General features: G+C 49.6%; 16 protein-coding genes. 11 read left to right on the plus strand and 5 right to left on the minus strand.

The genetic code is table 11. The features are described 5' to 3' along the window. Nucleotides 1-118 precede the first annotated feature (118 nt). The 6 genes from yidC to GN111_RS20740 are packed head-to-tail and all read left to right on the plus strand — an operon-like array spanning nucleotide 119 to nucleotide 5,983. The gene (gene yidC / locus GN111_RS20715; protein ID WP_155305578.1) at nucleotides 119-1,777 is read left to right on the plus strand and encodes a membrane protein insertase YidC; all 1,659 of its coding nucleotides are present in this window, start codon (nucleotides 119-121) and stop codon (nucleotides 1,775-1,777) included. Between the two features lie 15 nt (nucleotides 1,778-1,792). Beyond that, a complete protein-coding gene (gene jag / locus GN111_RS20720; protein WP_155305579.1) occupies nucleotides 1,793-2,569 on the plus strand; it encodes an RNA-binding cell elongation regulator Jag/EloR in 777 nt (258 codons plus the stop codon). Between the two features lie 33 nt (nucleotides 2,570-2,602). Then, complete coding sequence (gene mnmE / locus GN111_RS20725; RefSeq protein ID WP_155305580.1) at nucleotides 2,603-4,006, plus strand: tRNA uridine-5-carboxymethylaminomethyl(34) synthesis GTPase MnmE; 1,404 nt, start codon at nucleotides 2,603-2,605, stop codon at nucleotides 4,004-4,006. A gap of 34 nt (nucleotides 4,007-4,040) precedes the next feature. Continuing rightward, a complete protein-coding gene (locus tag GN111_RS20730) occupies nucleotides 4,041-4,721 on the plus strand; it encodes a YkgJ family cysteine cluster protein (RefSeq protein ID WP_155305581.1) in 681 nt (226 codons plus the stop codon). Nucleotides 4,722-4,730: 9 nt separating this feature from the next. Then, entirely contained in the window at nucleotides 4,731-5,084 is a 354-nt protein-coding gene (locus GN111_RS20735) for a hypothetical protein (protein ID WP_155305582.1), read from the plus strand. Between the two features lie 53 nt (nucleotides 5,085-5,137). Next, nucleotides 5,138-5,983, plus strand: coding sequence for a 50S ribosomal protein L11 methyltransferase (locus GN111_RS20740; protein ID WP_155305583.1), 846 nt, complete (start codon nucleotides 5,138-5,140; stop codon nucleotides 5,981-5,983). Nucleotides 5,984-6,127: 144 nt separating this feature from the next. Here the strand turns inward: GN111_RS20740 and GN111_RS20745 are convergent, their stop codons facing one another. The 3 genes from GN111_RS20745 to GN111_RS20755 form a co-directional block, all read right to left on the minus strand. Beyond that, on the minus strand, nucleotides 6,128-6,436 hold the full coding sequence (locus GN111_RS20745; RefSeq protein WP_155305584.1) for an antibiotic biosynthesis monooxygenase family protein: 309 nt from the start codon (nucleotides 6,434-6,436) through the stop codon (nucleotides 6,128-6,130). A 225-nt stretch (nucleotides 6,437-6,661) separates the two neighbouring features. Further along, entirely contained in the window at nucleotides 6,662-7,786 is a 1,125-nt protein-coding gene (locus tag GN111_RS20750) for a sodium ion-translocating decarboxylase subunit beta (RefSeq protein WP_155305585.1), read from the minus strand. A 14-nt stretch (nucleotides 7,787-7,800) separates the two neighbouring features. Further along, nucleotides 7,801-8,313, minus strand: a complete 513-nt coding sequence (locus tag GN111_RS20755; RefSeq protein ID WP_155305586.1) for an OadG family protein — start codon at nucleotides 8,311-8,313, stop codon at nucleotides 7,801-7,803. Nucleotides 8,314-8,550: 237 nt separating this feature from the next. Between GN111_RS20755 and GN111_RS20760 the strand changes: the two genes are divergently transcribed. From GN111_RS20760 to GN111_RS20775, 4 genes are all read left to right on the plus strand, one after another. Then, entirely contained in the window at nucleotides 8,551-9,852 is a 1,302-nt protein-coding gene (locus GN111_RS20760) for a BMP family ABC transporter substrate-binding protein (RefSeq protein ID WP_231715511.1), read from the plus strand. Nucleotides 9,853-9,926: 74 nt separating this feature from the next. Next, a complete protein-coding gene (locus tag GN111_RS20765) occupies nucleotides 9,927-11,480 on the plus strand; it encodes an ABC transporter ATP-binding protein (RefSeq protein WP_155305587.1) in 1,554 nt (517 codons plus the stop codon). Continuing rightward, nucleotides 11,458-12,540 carry an ABC transporter permease gene (locus GN111_RS20770; RefSeq protein WP_155305588.1) on the plus strand — a complete coding sequence of 361 codons (1,083 nt, stop codon included), beginning with the start codon at nucleotides 11,458-11,460 and terminating at the stop codon, nucleotides 12,538-12,540. Before GN111_RS20765 ends, GN111_RS20770 begins: the two co-directional genes overlap by 23 nt. Nucleotides 12,541-12,543: 3 nt before the next feature. Next, a complete protein-coding gene (locus GN111_RS20775) occupies nucleotides 12,544-13,464 on the plus strand; it encodes an ABC transporter permease (RefSeq protein ID WP_155305589.1) in 921 nt (306 codons plus the stop codon). 60 nt (nucleotides 13,465-13,524) lie between these two features. Here the strand turns inward: GN111_RS20775 and GN111_RS20780 are convergent, their stop codons facing one another. Beyond that, on the minus strand, nucleotides 13,525-14,898 hold the full coding sequence (locus GN111_RS20780) for a sigma-54-dependent transcriptional regulator (RefSeq protein ID WP_155305590.1): 1,374 nt from the start codon (nucleotides 14,896-14,898) through the stop codon (nucleotides 13,525-13,527). 167 nt (nucleotides 14,899-15,065) lie between these two features. Beyond that, complete coding sequence (locus tag GN111_RS20785) at nucleotides 15,066-15,251, minus strand: hypothetical protein (protein WP_155305591.1); 186 nt, start codon at nucleotides 15,249-15,251, stop codon at nucleotides 15,066-15,068. A gap of 46 nt (nucleotides 15,252-15,297) precedes the next feature. On the opposite strand from GN111_RS20785, the gene GN111_RS20790 reads away from it, so the two are divergent. Further along, the gene (locus GN111_RS20790; RefSeq protein WP_155305592.1) at nucleotides 15,298-16,164 is read left to right on the plus strand and encodes a methylenetetrahydrofolate reductase; all 867 of its coding nucleotides are present in this window, start codon (nucleotides 15,298-15,300) and stop codon (nucleotides 16,162-16,164) included. The last annotated feature ends 24 nt before the right edge of the window (nucleotides 16,165-16,188 follow it).

The following is a 16,188-nucleotide window of genomic DNA, read 5'->3' on the forward strand; positions in this document are numbered from 1 at the left end:
AAAAAATGCGTTTCTAATCGCCCGCCCCGACGCTTGCTGTGATTCGGATTTGCCCTGACAGACATCACCTGTATGTTTTTTGCGACCATTGATACGATAAGGTATCAAGGAGAAAAAAATGGAACAAGCTCGATTGCTTCTGGCCATAGGTCTATCATTTCTGGTGCTTTTTGTGTGGAGCATGTTTTTTACGGAAAAACCACCGGTTAATCAAAACAAGGTACCAGAAGTTGCGGAAAAAGCGAAGCCGGAAGAGCGTGCTGAACTGGAAAAACCAAACGTGCGGGAATCGAGTCAACCTGCCGAGAGACCTAAAGAGGTTCCACCGGCAACAGAGATTCAAGCGAGCCGTGAACTTGGCGTAGAAACACCTTTTTACAATGTTCGGATTTCGACTCGGGGCGCCACATTAACCAGTTATATTCTAAACGAGTATCGGGAATCCGTTGAAGCGGATGCGCCCAAAAAACAGTTGATTCCCAAAGAGTTTAAAGGCGGCGTCATTCATACATCATTATCCCATCGATCCATCAGTGGGCTTGAGGATGCAATTTTCATGGTCGACGGGGAAGAAAGCAATCTTCTTGTCAATGAAGAAAAAAGATCCCTGGTTTTACATTGGACATCCAAGCAAGGGGTTACCGTCAGCAAGATTTTTACTTTCGATCCTCATTCTTACATGATCGGCCTGAAGGTTGTTTTGTCTAACAAGGGAGCAGAAAAAATTGATGACAGTCTTGTTCTTTCACTTAGAAGCCCCGTCTTAAAAGAAAAAGGATACGGCTTTGTGGGGCCAAGCGCGTTGATTGACGATAAATTAGAACAGGTAAAAATTAAGAAGATAGAAGATAAAAGTGAATATAGCGGCAAGATAAAGTGGATTGGCGTAGAAGACCGTTACTTCCTATCCAGCATCATACCCGGAGATGAAACCGATGGGAGTATGAAATTGTCGCTGATCGATGAAACGGTTACCAACCGTTTGGTGAATCCAACGTTTGAACTGGATCGTGGGGCATCGAAGGAATTTCAGTTTTACATCTTCATGGGCCCAAAAAGTATGGAGTTGCTCAAAAGCTTGGGTTACGGTTTAGACAAGGCGCTGAATTTTGGATTTTTCGATATTCTTGCAAAGCCCTGTCTTTGGTTCATGAATAAGATCCACAGCGTAATTCCAAACTATGGTGTCGCGATTATTTTATTGACCATATTCACCAAGGTTCTTCTTTGGCCGTTGGGTAACAAGAGCTACAAATCTATGAGCGAGATGAAAAAGCTCCAGCCATTGATGACTGAAATACGGGAAAAATATAAAGACGACAAACAGAAGATGAACCAGGAATTGATGGGGTTATACCGAACGTACAAGGTCAATCCAATGGGTGGGTGTCTCCCTATGGTTCTTCAGATTCCCGTATTTTTCGCATTGTACCGAATGCTTTATCAGGCCATTGAGCTGAGGCATGCACCATTTTTTCTTTGGATAAACGATTTATCCGCACCGGACAGACTTTTCCATTTCGGCTTCTCTATCCCGTTTATGGAGCCGCCTTACGGGATTCCCGTTCTGACTATCGTTATGGGTGCAACCATGCTGCTTCAGCAAAAAATGTCACCCCCGCCCGGCGATCCCACCCAGGCGAAAATGATGATGCTCATGCCGCTGGTTTTTACTTTTATCTTCATCAATTTTTCCTCTGGACTGGTTCTTTACTGGCTCGTCAACAATGTACTTTCCATCAGCCAACAGTACTATGTCCAAAAAAAGAATCAATAATTTTCGGAGGCTACCATGCCCGAGGTTTTAGAGTTTCAAGGAAAAAATGTAGAACAGGCGCTTGAGAACGCAAGCGATAAATTAAACCTCCCAAAATCTAAAATTAAGCACGAAGTTGTAGCCTATGGCTCAACCGGAATTTTCGGTCTTGTCGGTGTAAAAAAAGCCAAAATTAAGGTGTTTGTCCCGAACAAAAAGGTTGAGGCAAAACCTCGAAAAGCTTCGGAGACCAAGATCGCAGAAGAAAACCAAAAAGAGCCCAAAGAAATTCGAAAACCAGCGGTTTCCGAACAGCCAGAGGAGAATGCTCCATGCGATGAAGAATTGATTGGATATGGTCAGCAAGCGCTAGGTAAAATCGTAAAAAGTATATCTGAAGAGGCCGACATATCCAGCGAACAGGAAAAAGGAAAACTGATCTATAAAATATCCGGCGGGCAAAGCGGCGTTTTGATCGGAAAACGAGGACAGACACTCGAGGCCATTCAGTATCTGCTCGAAAAGATGATTAACAAAAATAGCGGCAATCGAGTTCGGGTGCTTGTGGACGTTGAGGGCTATTTAGCCAAGCGAAAAAGTAACCTTCAACAAATGGCAATGCGGATGGCTGATAAGGCTAAAAGAACAAAAAAACCGGTTACAATTGGACAGATGAACTCCCATGACCGTAGAATCATCCATATCCAGCTAAAAGACGAAAGAGGCGTCCGAACGCAAAGTTTGGGAGATGGGTATTACCGAAAATTGATGATTTTTCCAAAAAAACAGGGTGTTAGAAAAAAGAAGAGTTGATAATATCCAAAACGACCCGAAGCTGTCACTCGTATGAAACATTCCACGATAGCCGCTATTTCAACCCCGTTGGGACCCGGCGGAATTGGCATTATTCGAATTTCAGGTCCCGAAGCCAAGGATATTTTGAAACGTGTTTTTATCCGGGCGGAAAAAGGTTCTTCTTTTCATAGAGGAGAATCGAACCCTTTTCGTTCCCATCGGGTTTATTATGGAAAAATTATCGATCCACATAAAGGAAGACTGATTGACGAAGCTTTGGCGATTTATATGAAAGCGCCAAAAAGCTTTACTCGAGAAGATGTTGTGGAGCTGCAATCGCATTCCGGTTTTGTGGTTCTGGATCGAATTTTAAACGCGGTTATCGACTCCGGAGCTTTAATAGCAGAGCCGGGAGAGTTCACCAAGCGGGCTTTCATGAACGGAAGAATTGACCTGAGTCAGGCAGAGGCGGTTATCGACATGATCAATGCCCCCTGTGAGGCCGCCGTTTATATGGCTAGCCAACAAATGATGGGGATTCTTAAAGAGAGTGTCGATGAAATAAGGTCAAAAATGATTTCATTGCGTGCTCAGTTGGAAGTCGAGCTCGAATTTTCCGACCAAAATGAAACCCAAATGGGTAAGGACGCATTGCTTGAAAGTATTCAGCACGAAATTCTGCAAAAAATCGCAAGACTTGTTCAGAATCAGAAGGAGGCCGCTATTTACAGAGACGGGGTGTTGTTGTCGATTGCCGGCCTTCCAAATGTTGGAAAATCGAGCTTGTTGAACCAACTGGTTCAAAAAGAAACGGCAATTGTTTCTGAGGTTCCCGGAACGACAAGAGACATTGTACGAGAATACTTGACCATTCGAGGTGTACCCATCGTGCTTTGTGACACGGCCGGACTTCACGATAGTCTTGACCCAATCGAATGTCTGGGGGTTCAGAAAGCAAGGAAACAGATCCAAGAGTCGGATAATATTTTATTCGTCATAGATGCCTCTCGCGATTTACTGGAAGAAGAAAAGGTGTTGATCGAGTCGCTGAAAACGAAGAGAACCCTTTTTTTGATTAACAAGATCGACATTGCTGATAAAAACAGGGTGAAAAAGCTAGAGGGCATGATCCAACAAAAATGGGTTTTGCCGATATCTGCAAAAACCGGAAAAGGAATAGACCAACTAAAAGAGTTGTTGTTAAAGGGTATCGTCGAAAGCGATGCTATCAAACAAATGGATGCAGGTATCCCTAATCTCAGACAACGACAATTGCTGGACAAAGCGTACAAACAAATTAGCCAGTGTGTTCAGGATGTGTCCAAAGAATATACATTGGACAGGGCATCAGAGAAACTGAATGACGCGATAGATACACTGGGTTCTGTTTGCGGAACGCGCGAGAGAGAAGATCTTTACGATACTATTTTCAGCCAATTCTGCATCGGAAAATAGTGTTTCACGTGAAACAATTTTTGGGAGAAAAAGAATGATCGCTGAATTGGAACCTATTTTTAAAAAATATGAAGCTTTTGTCAAACAGATCGATGAGGTCTTTGAAAAAGTCCGATCCGACCATCCGGAATGTGTGAAGTGTGAGTTAGAATGCGCGGATTGCTGTCATGCCATCTTCGACCTGACCCTAGTGGAAGCACTTTATATCAACCAAAAATTTATAGATACGCTTGAAGATAAAAAAACAAATCTCCTCGAAAAGGCCAACCGGGTTGACAGAAAACTTCACCAGCTCAAACGAAAGGCGTTCAAAGCGGTAGAAAATGGGGAAAAATCTGAAGAACAGGTTCTTTTAGAAATGGCGGCGGAACGCTCGCGGTGCCCTTTGCTGAATAAAGAAAATTGTTGTGATTTGTATGCATTCCGACCGGTGACCTGCCGCCTCTACGGAATTCCAACCGCCATTGGCGGCCACGGGCATACTTGCGGTTTGTCGGGCTTTAAGGAGGGAACGTCTTACCCTACGGTTAACTTGGATGCCGTAAACGCCAAGCTGAGCGCTCTGTCGCAGGAAATCGTTACGGCGTTAAACTCAACCCATGTGAAAATGGGGGACATTCTTATGCCTGTTTCCATGGCAATTTTGACAATTTTTGATGAAAAATATTTGGGGGTTCCTTCGGCACAAAAGGAGCCGAAAGAGGAACAGAAATAGGGTGCTACAATGAGCGGTGAATTCTCCGATGACGAAAAGAAAAAAGCGGTATTTAATTCAATGTCGCCCCGGCGGCAAAAACATATTCTAAATAAGGTCGGTTACGATAAATGGGACCCTTTTGAAAAACCCAAGGATCCCATCGATATCCGGACAGACAAGACCAAGCGTACTTCTCAAATGTTGGTGCGTGAGTTCCTACAAGCCTGTCCCATGGAGCGGTATTCAAATAATTACGGTCGCGGCGCTCTGGAAATGGCGATGGGTATTGTTAACAACGAGGACCGCTTTATTGCTATGTATGAATTTGCTCTCTGGTACCGCGATTTGTTGGAAAAAGAGGCGCAAGTGGAGTCACCATGACCTTCAACTTGATATACGAGCGTCTGATCACGGCAAGCGTGGTTCTGGATTAAATGAACTTTCTGGAAAACCAAATTCTTCATTATATCTCCGAATCTCACGCCAGCGTCAATTTTCGCCGACTGCATAAACATTTCAAACAAACCCACCAATTGGAGCAAGAACCGCTGAAAGAGGCCGTCAGGAGCCTGGTCCAAGCAGGCAGGCTTTGTTATCGTACCGATTTTGGCACCAGCTACCTTGACATTTCTTTAAACGGTCCTGTGAAAGTGTCCGAACATGTTTTCCTAAAACCACCTATGAGCGCAGCGGTTGCCCATCCGGGACAATGGGAAATTCTCCTTGAAGAAGGCGCAGCATTCGGAAGGGGAGATCACCCGACAACGCGCCTAGCCGTCCAATTGATGGATGGTCTTATGCACGATGCCATCTGGTTGAAGAAAAAAAGTTCGACAGTAACCCTCGACATCGGAACCGGTTCGGGGGTGTTGGCTATCGTTGCCGCAAAAATGGGAACGGGTCGGGTACAGGCTGTGGATATTGATCCGTGCGCTGTTTTTGAAGCCCGGTCCAACATCCGATTGAACAATGTGGAAAAACAGGTTGTATTGCTAAACGATCTAAAAGAAGTAGACAAAGGGTGTTGCGATCTGATTTTGGCTAATGTGCGAACGCCAACTTTGATCAAACTTCTTCCTCGAATCTTACAGATGTCCGCAACTGATAGTGCACTCATATTTTCAGGAATTCGAACCGATGAAATGGAAAATTTGTGCGATTGCTACCGTCAGGCGGGTTTTTTCCGGATGAAAATGTGTTCGGAAAAGAAGTGGGTCGCTTTAATCCTCGCCAGAGGCGAATTTCAGGGAGACAGTGGGAAACGGATATCTATATATTGACAAGCGGCAGATCGTCCAATAGCGGCGCGCTCGCGGCCCAGCGCTTAACCCGTTGTTATTGCATAATATTTCTTTCGCATCGCAGCAAGTCTACCCAATTTAATACGTAAAACCACATAACGCGTCTATTGCTTAAGCGGATATCTATTTTTCTGCTGTAAACGAGGTACCCAGGTGATATTCCTCGTACTGGGTAGGCCGCGTTTGATAAATCTCCAGCATGGCCTCATATTTTTTGCGCTCCTCGCTGTTTTTCCAGGCCAACCAGGATTCCATGTTTTGCCATGTTGCGATGACGGCCATGTTTTCGGGAAAGTCCTTTTGCATGAGCGTTTCACCGGAAATATAACCTGGTTGATCCATAGCGATGGTGCGAATTTTATTGAGCAGGGATAGAATTTGGGGTCGGTTCTCATCGACAAAACGGCGTTTGATAATAATTTTAGCGATCATGGCTCCCTCCACAGATATAGATAAGCGGGAAATGAAATCGGCAGATGGTGAGCGGATCGGTATGGCCGGCGGGTGAGGTTGGCGTGGTGGTATGCTAAAGCCGACTCATTTCTATTTATGCTATAAGGATGGCACAGGCCGCTTCAGGGGGTCAAGAAAAAAACAAAGCCGGAGAGAATGATCTCCTCTCCGGCTTTAACGGTTTTTAAATTCGAATGGATTATCTTATACCATAAAACTCCACAAAATACCGGCACAGATGGCGGAACCGATGACGCCGGAGGAGTTGCAGGCCATCGCGTGCATCAGCAGGAAATTAGAAGGGTCCTCTTTTTGCCCCATCAGATGAACTTCGCGGGCGGAACCTGGGACAGCGGAAACACCGGAGGCGCCCAACAAAGGATTGATTTTTTCCTTTAAAAAAAGGTTCATGATTTTGGCGAAAATCAGGCCGGACGCCGTGGCAATGCTGAAAGCGACGGCGCCAAGGAAAAAGATGCCTATGGATTTCGTGGTGAGAAAAACGTCAGCCTGAGTACTTGCTCCTACTGTGAACCCGAGGAAGATCGTGGCGGTATCGATGATGGCGTTGCTGGCGGTTTTCGCTAGGCGGTCCACCACGCAACTTACTTTCAGAAGGTTCCCGAAAAAGAAGGTTCCCAGTAAAGGAATCGACGCCGGGGCCAGAAAGCAGCACAAAAAGAGACCGATGACAGGGAACATCAACAGTTCCTTGCGGGATACCGGACGTGGGTCGGGCATGTGGATGCGACGTTCGGCTTTTGTGGTCAGCAGTTTCATGATCGGCGGTTGAATGATTGGAATCAAGGCCATGTAGGAGTATGCTGCAATCGCGATGGGGCCGATCAGATGGGGAGCGAGTTTGGCCGTGAGAAAGATGGAGGTGGGTCCATCGGCGCCTCCGATAATAGCGATGGAGGCAGCTTCTTTGGGAAGAAATCCCAAAGCAAGGGCGCTCAATAAGGTGAAGAAAATTCCCATCTGGGCGGCAGCACCCAACAGCATCAGCTTCGGCCGCGCCAGCAGGGAGGAGAAGTCGGTCATCGCTCCCAGTCCCAAAAAGACGATGGAAGGATAGACGCCTGTGGTTACGCCGAAATAAAGATAGTGCAAAACACTGTTAGGTTCGTAGATACCCAGGCCAAAGCCTTTGAAAAAGGGTACGTTTCCAACAAGGACCCCGAAACCGATGGGCAGGAGCAGTAACGGTTCGTATTCTTTGGCAATGGCAAGATAAACGAAAAGAATACCAACGCCCCACATCAAAAAATGCCGGTAGTCGGCAAGATAATATCCGGTATTCGTGAGAAATTGAACCAATAGATCCATTTGTTAATCCTTGCTTATTCGGAGGAGGGTTGCCATGAGAATTTGCCGTCTCCTTTGGGAACCAGTATTCCCGCCTCTCTGAATCGATTGATGCTTAGATGAGGGTGCGGCAATTTCATCTCTTTGGTTTTGCGATGCAGGTCAACCAGCGAGAACACGTCCCCCATCTCCTCGGTCAGCGATTGATAAATCCCGGCTACGGCATCCAGATCCTCCGGCAGGGTTTCCGGCGTCTGTTTCGTTGCCTGGGGCTTTGCCACAGGCAGCGGTTTTTCAGGTTTTGGGTCTTTTTCGATCAGCGAGGTAACTCGCGGGAGCATGGAAATTAAAAATGAAAGCACGGCTAGACCGGAGAGCACAATGCAGGCTCCTGCGGCGGCCATTGCCCATCCATTAGCTTGCTGGATGGCTGCTAACCCGTACATGGCTTCCTCCTGTTTGTTAAAACGTTGAACGGCCTTCAAGTGAAAACATAAAAAACTCTGGTTATCGAGCGGATCGTCTGACCAATCCGTTTTTTTTGCCAAACTGCTTAAGAATCATAACAGAAAAAGAAAGTCAATGCTAAAGCAAAACCCTTTGGAAAATCAAAAATTTTCTTATATGCGATTATTCGCTTGGATTTTTAATGATCATGCAAGTCAAAAAGACAAAACAAACGACAAACCGGTTGTTGACTTCAGGAATCGGATCATCGTAGTAAAAAGGCCTCGTTACGCTTGATAAGGATTGTATGAATGGTTCTATAAATAAAGGAGGAGCTGATGAAGTCTTGGAAAAAAGGGAAGGTACGGTTTGCATGGATCTTGTTTTTTTCGCTTTTGTTGTTCATGACGGTTTCGTGCGGTGATCAAGGAGCCAACAAAGATCTGGCAGAAAAGGTAAACCAGTTATCCGACAAGGTTGATCAACTGTCCAAGCAGGTTGAAGTGCTGACCGAACAGATGAACGCAGTGTCCGAAAAGGCGCCAGCGCCGGTTGCAGAGAAGGAACTTAAAGCCGGTTTTGTTTATGTCGGACCGGTCGGCGACTATGGATGGTCCCATGCCCACGATATCGGCAGGAAATACGCAGAAAAGCAGCTTCCCTGGTTGAGCAGCGTGTACATCGAATCGGTCGCCGAGGCCGATTCCGCCCGGATCATCGATCGTTTTGTCCAGGAGGAAAAGTGTGATGTGGTTTTCACCACCAGTTTCGGTTATATGGACGACACCATCAAGGCCGGCCAGAAGTATCCGGATACGACCTTCATGCACTGTTCCGGATTCAAGCAGGCCAAAAACGTGGGGACCTATTTTGCCGATCTCTACCAGATGTATTATCTCAACGGCCTGATGGCCGGCGCGTTGACCAAGAGCAACAAAATCGGCTATGTGGGGGCGTTTCCGATCCCTGAGGTGGTTCGCCACATTGATGCCCTCGCCCTGGGAATCAAGGCGATCAACCCCAAAGCCGAGGTGCATGTCCGTTGGATTTACGCCTGGTATGGCCCGGACAAGGCCAGAGAGGCCGCCGAATCGCTGATTGCCGAAGGCTGCGATGCTCTGGCGTTTACCGAGGATACACCGGCGGTCATCGAGGTTGGCCAGGAACATTCGGAAAAAGGAAAGCAGATATACACCTTCAGCCATTATAGCCCCATGCAGCCCTATGGCAAAGACTCCGTGGTTTCCGGCCAGTTGGTGGACTGGGGTGTGATGTATGAGCAGATTCTCAAGGACATCCATGACGGCACCTGGACAAACAAAGATTACTGGTGGCTGGCTGCCGAAAATGCGGTGGTCCTTGGCGGTTCCTTCGAAGATCCCATCAATCCCAAGTTCGTAGACACGTTGAAAGCCGTTTCCACGGAAACAAAGGATCTTGGAACGGTTTCCGTTTACGACCTGGTTTTCAAGCGCTATGACCAGATGAAACAGGGCACCGATGTCTTCGACCCGTTCATGGGTCCCATTTCCGACAACACCGGCAAACTCCAGATCGAGGCCGGCCAGCAGGCCTCCAAGGCCGATTTGTTGAGCATCATGTACTATGTGGACAATGTTGTGGGGACCATTCCCAAATAAGTAACTTTTTCCTGTATAGGGGAGTCGTTGGTTAACCACCGACTCCCCATTTGTTTGGTAAGGCGGCCATTATCATGAAATCATTGGAAACGCTGGAAATGATGGACATTTCAAAGTCATTTCACGGCGTTCGGGCGAACGATGCCATCAATCTGAAAATATCTTCGGGTGAGATTCTGGGCCTTTTGGGAGAAAACGGGGCCGGCAAAACCACGTTGATGAACATTCTGTACGGTCTTTATCAGCCCGATTCCGGAGAAATCCGGATCAACGGCCGCCGCGTCACCATCGATTCTCCCAGGGCTTCCCTCGAACATGGCATCGGCATGGTACACCAGCATTTCATGCTGGTTCAAAATCATACGGTGATCGAAAACATCGCCCTGGGCTATACCCGGGCTCCGGGCCTGTTTCCACAGAAAAAAATTCGCGGTCATATTCTATCTTTTTCCAGAAAATTCAATTTCGATATCGATCCGGATAAAAAGATCTGGCAGTTGTCTGCCGGAGAACAGCAGCGGGTGGAGATCGTCAAAGCCTTGGTTAACGGAGCCCGCCTGCTGATTCTGGACGAACCCACCTCCGTGCTTACGCCCCAGGAAACCCGAGATTTTTTCGAAATACTAGAGCGAATGCGGGCGGAAGGCCAATTGATAATCCTCATCAGCCACAAGCTGGACGAGATTAAAAATCTGTGTGACCGGGTGACCGTTTTGCGCAAGGGCCAAGTTGTGGGCCATGCCGATACTAGCGGGCTGGACAAACGCGAGCTGGCACGCATGATGATTGGAAGGGATGTGGTGTTTTCTTTTTCAAGAGAGAAAATGCCCCGCGAAGAGAAGGTGCTGGAAGTCAGTGATGTAACGGTTGACGGCGACAAAGGGTATCCGGTCGTCAAGGGGGTTTCTTTCGATGTATACAGAAACGAAATCCTGGGCATTGCCGGTGTTTCCGGCAACGGTCAGCGCGAACTGGTGGAAGCCATCACCGGGCTGCGCCTTGCAACTTCCGGCAACATTGTCGTCAACGGCGTCGATATCACCAATCAGTCTCCAAGAAAGATCCATAACAGCGGCGTTTCCCATGTTCCCGAAGAGCGCATCCGGTTCGGCATCGCACCCAATCTCTTTTTATACGAAAATGCCATCCTCAAACAGCACCACCAGAAGAAGTTTTCTCGGCGGGCGTTTCTGGCCTACGGTCGGATCAAGGCCCACACCAAACAGTTGATCAAGGATTTTCAGGTAGCCACGCCCTCCATCAACGTACAGACCAAAAACCTCTCCGGCGGTAATATTCAGAAGCTGATTTTGGGCCGCGAAATTGCCGACCGGCCGGACCTTTTGGTGGCTTCCCATCCCACCTATGGGCTTGATGTGGGAGCAACGGAATACCTGCGCAACCAATTGCTCAAGCGCAGGGAGGAAGGCGGCGCGGTACTGCTGGTGTCCGAAGACTTGGACGAAATTTTCGAACTTTGCGACCGTATTGCCGTGATTTTCCAGGGACGCTTCATGGGGATTCTCGAGTCGGACGACCCCCGGCGTACTGACATTGGATTGATGATGGCCGGAACCAAGGAACTCGAACCGAAAGACGAGGCTCATGTTGCGCGTCACTGTCACTGATCGGGAACAGATTTCCGCTCTGGGCACGTTCGGCACCCTGGTGCTGGCCCTGGCCGCCGGCCTCCTGGTGATCGGGGGCATCTTCCTGTTATGCGGCGTGAATCCGCTGTTTGCATTCAAAAAGATCGCCAGCGGCTCTTTCGGCAGCCTCTATGGTTTTAAGGAGACCATTACAAAAGCCATCCCTCTAATTCTCATCGGCGGCGGACTGGCCGTGGCGTTCAAAGCCAAATTCTGGAATATCGGCGCCGAAAGCCAACTGCTCATGGGGGCCATTTTCGGCACCTGGGTCGGGCTCAATTGGGGTCCCGCGCTTCCCGGACCGGTCATTGTGCCCCTGATGTTCGCGGCCGGATTTATTGGCGGCGCCTTTTGGGGCCTGATTCCGGCCGTCCTAAAACTACGCTTTGCCATCAATGAAGTCATTTCCACCTTGATGCTCAACTACATCTGTGCGGAATTTCTCACCCTACTGATTGTCGGCCCCTGGAAAAGCCCCAAAAAATTCGGCTTTCCCTACACCGACGACCTGCCGGAGTCGGCAATGCTGTCTCTGCTTCCCGGATCGCGGATTCACACAATTACGTTGATTCTGGCACTTGTCGCCATGGTCGTGTTGACCGTCATGCTTTTCAAAACGCGATTCGGCTACGAGGTGCGGGTGATCGGTGAAAATCCGGATGCAGCCAAGTACGCGGGAATCGACTTTACCCGAACCACGCTGCTGATCATGATTATCAGCGGAGGCATGGCCGGCATGGCCGGCGTGGGGGAGGTGGCCGGCCTTCACCATTATTTGAGCTATCCGGATACGATTTCCTCGGGCTATGGCTTCACCGCCATCATCGTGGCCTGGCTGGCCAAACTCAACCCCTGCTATGTGGTTTTTTCGGCGATTTTTTTCGCCGGCATTCTGGTTGGCGGAGATGCGATTCAGATCTCCCTGGGGCTGCCAGCGGCTACCGTGGACATCTTTAATGGAACCCTGCTGATTTTCCTGATCATGGGCGATTTTTTTACCAAGAACAGGGTTCGTCTATTATCAAAGGAAAAGGTCTGATCCATGGAAGAGGTGATCATTTCTGTGGCACAGCGGACCCTGGTTGCCGGCACGCCCCTGCTTATCGGAACCGTCGGCGAGATCATCTGCGAACGCTCCGGTATTCTCAACCTTGGCGTGGAAGGCGTCATGGCCGTCGGCGCGGTAACGGCGTTCATCGTCACCCATCATACGGGCAATCCCTGGCTGGGCCTATGCGTGGCGATCCTGGCCGGCATGCTGATCTCCATCGTACACGCCTTCGCTTCCGTGAGCCTCCAGTCCAACCAGGTGGTTTCGGGACTTGCCTTGACCATGCTTGGTTTAGGCTTGTCCGGCCTTTTGGGCAAACCCTATGTGGGCAAACCGCTGGAAGTGAAGATCAACGCCCTGGCCATCCCGTTTCTTGCGGATATCCCCTTCGTCGGTCCGATCTTTTTCAACCAAAGCCCCTTTTTTTATATGGCGGTAATTCTGGCCATCGGGGCCTGGTTCGTGCTCGAACATACCCTGCTGGGCATTCGCATCCGTTCCGCCGGTGAGAACCCCAAAGCCACGGAGACACAGGGGGTCAATGTTTCTCTGGTGCGCTATCTGTCGGTGATTGTCGGCGGAGGATTCTCGGCCATGGCCGGCGCCCACCTGTCCACCTCCTACAGCAAATCGTGGATCGAAGGCATGACCGCCGGCCGCGGGTGGATCGTTATCGCCCTGACCATCTTCGCCTTGTGGAATCCCACAAGGGCCATATTGGGCGCCTTTCTCTTCGGCGGGATTTTTGTCCTGCAATACTTGCTACAACCTTTGGGCATATCGCCCAATTTTCTCGCCATGCTGCCCTACATCACCACGCTGGTGGTGTTGCTGGTGGGTGGACTCAGGGACAGCCGCCGCCTCAACGCCCCGGCCATGCTGGGCGAACCGTATCGGCGTGGAGAACGATAGAGAGACGCGGTCTGGCTCGATTATGCGGATTATCTCACGGAAGCCGCTTCTTTGCGAGGATTACTGCACCCCGTAGCCGGCCAGCTTGCGTCTCAGGGTGTTGAGCCCGATGCCTAACAGCCGCGCCGTTCTGGACTTGTTTTCACCGGTTTGTTTATAGATCTTCAAAATGTGTTTTTTTTCCACTTCGGCCAAGGGCAGCACCGACGAGTCGACGGCTTGAATTTGCTCTTCGATGCAATCCTTTATTGCGGTCCGGAGATGCAAAGGCAGGTGGGATTCCCGGATGGCAGCGCCCCGGGCCAAATTGACCGCTGACTGCAAAATGGATTTAAGCTCCCGGATGTTTCCGGGATAGGAATAGCGCATCAAAAGATCCAGGGCCTCTTTTTCAATAAACCCATCCGTGTTCACATCGTAGTACTTTTCCAGAAACTTGCGGCACAGCAAAAAGATATCTTCACTTCGCTCCCGCAGCGGGGGCAGGTGCAGCCAACCGCCGCGAATACGGTAGTAAAGATCCTTGCGGAAACGCTTCTGGGCCATCATCTGTTCGAGGTTTTCATTGGTGGCGGCAATGAAACGCAAGTCCACCTTCTGCCTGGAGCTGGAACCGAGTTTAGAAAATTCGCCGTCCTGAAGCACCCGCAGCAGCTTGCCCTGCAGCTCCATGGGCAGATCGCCGATTTCGTCCAGAAACAGGGAGCCTTTGTTGGTATATTCCAGATAGCCGACCCTTCCGCTTTCGGCACCGGTGAAGGCTCCTTTGGTGTGGCCGAAAAACTCGGCTTCGAACAAAGAGCCGGTCAGCGATGACATGTTGATGGGGGTAAAGGGGTGCTGGGCCCGGGGGCTGGCCGCGTGAATGGCACGGGCCAAAAGCTCCTTGCCGGTGCCGCTTTCACCGGTAATCAATACAGGCACAAGGCTGCCGGCATGCAGCTCAGCTTCCTTGAGGATGCGCAGCATTTTTTTGGATTGGGTGACGATGGGCTGAAAAGGCGCTTCGTTGTCCAGCTTAGGCAAATCGTCCCGCTTGTCCAGATCCAACAGATCCAGCAGCCGTTTGCGCTCCAGAGTGCGTTTGATGGCCAGGGCCAGATCTTCGGTGGCCACCGGTTTTACCAAATAGTCATAGGCCCCTTTGTTAAGACATTCCACGGCAACGCGTGCCTCGTTGATGGCGGTGACCATGATGCACTCCGTTGATGGCGCGTGGCTTTTGATTCGTTCGAGCAGGGCCATGCCGTCCAGGTCGGGCATAGTCATGTCGATGAGTGCGAGGTCGAACGCGCAGCCGTCTTCCAACTCTTCGGCCAGCTTCACGGAACTCTCCTCCAAGCGAACTTGGCGAAAACCGATTTCGGCCAGTTTGCGACCCAAGACCTCCAGATAGTCGCGATCATCATCAACAACGACAATCGTACTGTTCAACCGTCACCTCCCCGTCGTTTCTGTTCCAAATTGGACTATGCCAAAATGGATATGCGTAAGCAACCCCTTGAAAACAGCTTGTTTTAGAAGAAACTACCCCATTTTGGCATAATTGTCCAGGGATAAGTTCACCTCGCCTCACAGGTCTGTCTCCGTGTTATTTTTCATTAACCATCTGTAATAATAGTCAAATATTTTTGTCCGAAAAGGAGGCCAAGATGTGGCACAGCCATTGCTCTTCCAAAAAGGAAAAGAATCGTCTCGTTTTGGACATGGTTTCCGTTAAGCATCCTCGTTTCACAAAGGCTTCCACCGCCTTTTAAAGCAGAACCAGCGATATTTACCGTTTTCATTAACTGTTACCGCTAGCCTGGGCAGCAACCATAAGGGGATTGGCTTATGCATTTAAAAAACAAATTCGATGTCGGCAAATTCACCATTCTTGCGGAGATGCAGCCGCCAAAAGGGGTGAATGTTTCCGCGATGGTCAACAGCGCAACCCGCGTAAAAAAAGCGGTGGATGCCTTTTTGGTGCCGGAAATGGGCAACGCGGTCATGCGCATGAGCGCGCTGGGCGGGGCCATGATGCTGCAGAGCAAGGGCATGGAAACCATCATACAGGTGAACACGCGGGATCGCAATCGCATCGCCCTGCAGGCAGATCTTTTGGCGGCCTATGCCTGCGGCATCATCAACGTCATGGGTGTATCCGGAGAAGACCCCAGCCTGGGCGACCACCACCAGGCCAAGGCCGTGAACGACATCGACCTGATGACCCTGTTTAATGCCGTGGCCAAACTTCAAGACGGCAAGGATCTGGCCGGCAACGAATTGTCCGGTGCGCCCAGTTTCCTGGTGGGGGCCAATCTAAATGCCCGCGCTACCGGGGAAGAACTGGAAAAAGAGCTGGCCCGGATGGCCGAAAAACAAGCGGCGGGCGTTGAATTCTTCATCGCACCACCGGTGTTCGATGTCGAGGCCATGGCCGCCTTCATGGACAAGGTGGATCTGAAAAAAACAAGGGTGATTCCCACGGTGATGCTGCTCAAATCGGTGGGCATGGCCCGCTACCTGGACCGTCATCTGAATCTCACCATCTCCCATGAATTGATCAAACGAATGATGCGGGCTCCGGACAAGGCTGTGGAAAGCCTGTCCATCGCCGCTGAAATCATATCCGAAGTAAAAGAAGCCGGATTTTCCGGCGTGATGATTTCCGCCATGGGCTGGGAAGACAAGCTTCAGAAACTGATGGACATGATCTGATGGTCTGTCGGAGCGGAGAACGAC

Source organism: Desulfosarcina widdelii, from assembly GCF_009688965.1.
Lineage (GTDB): Bacteria > Desulfobacterota > Desulfobacteria > Desulfobacterales > Desulfosarcinaceae > Desulfosarcina > Desulfosarcina widdelii.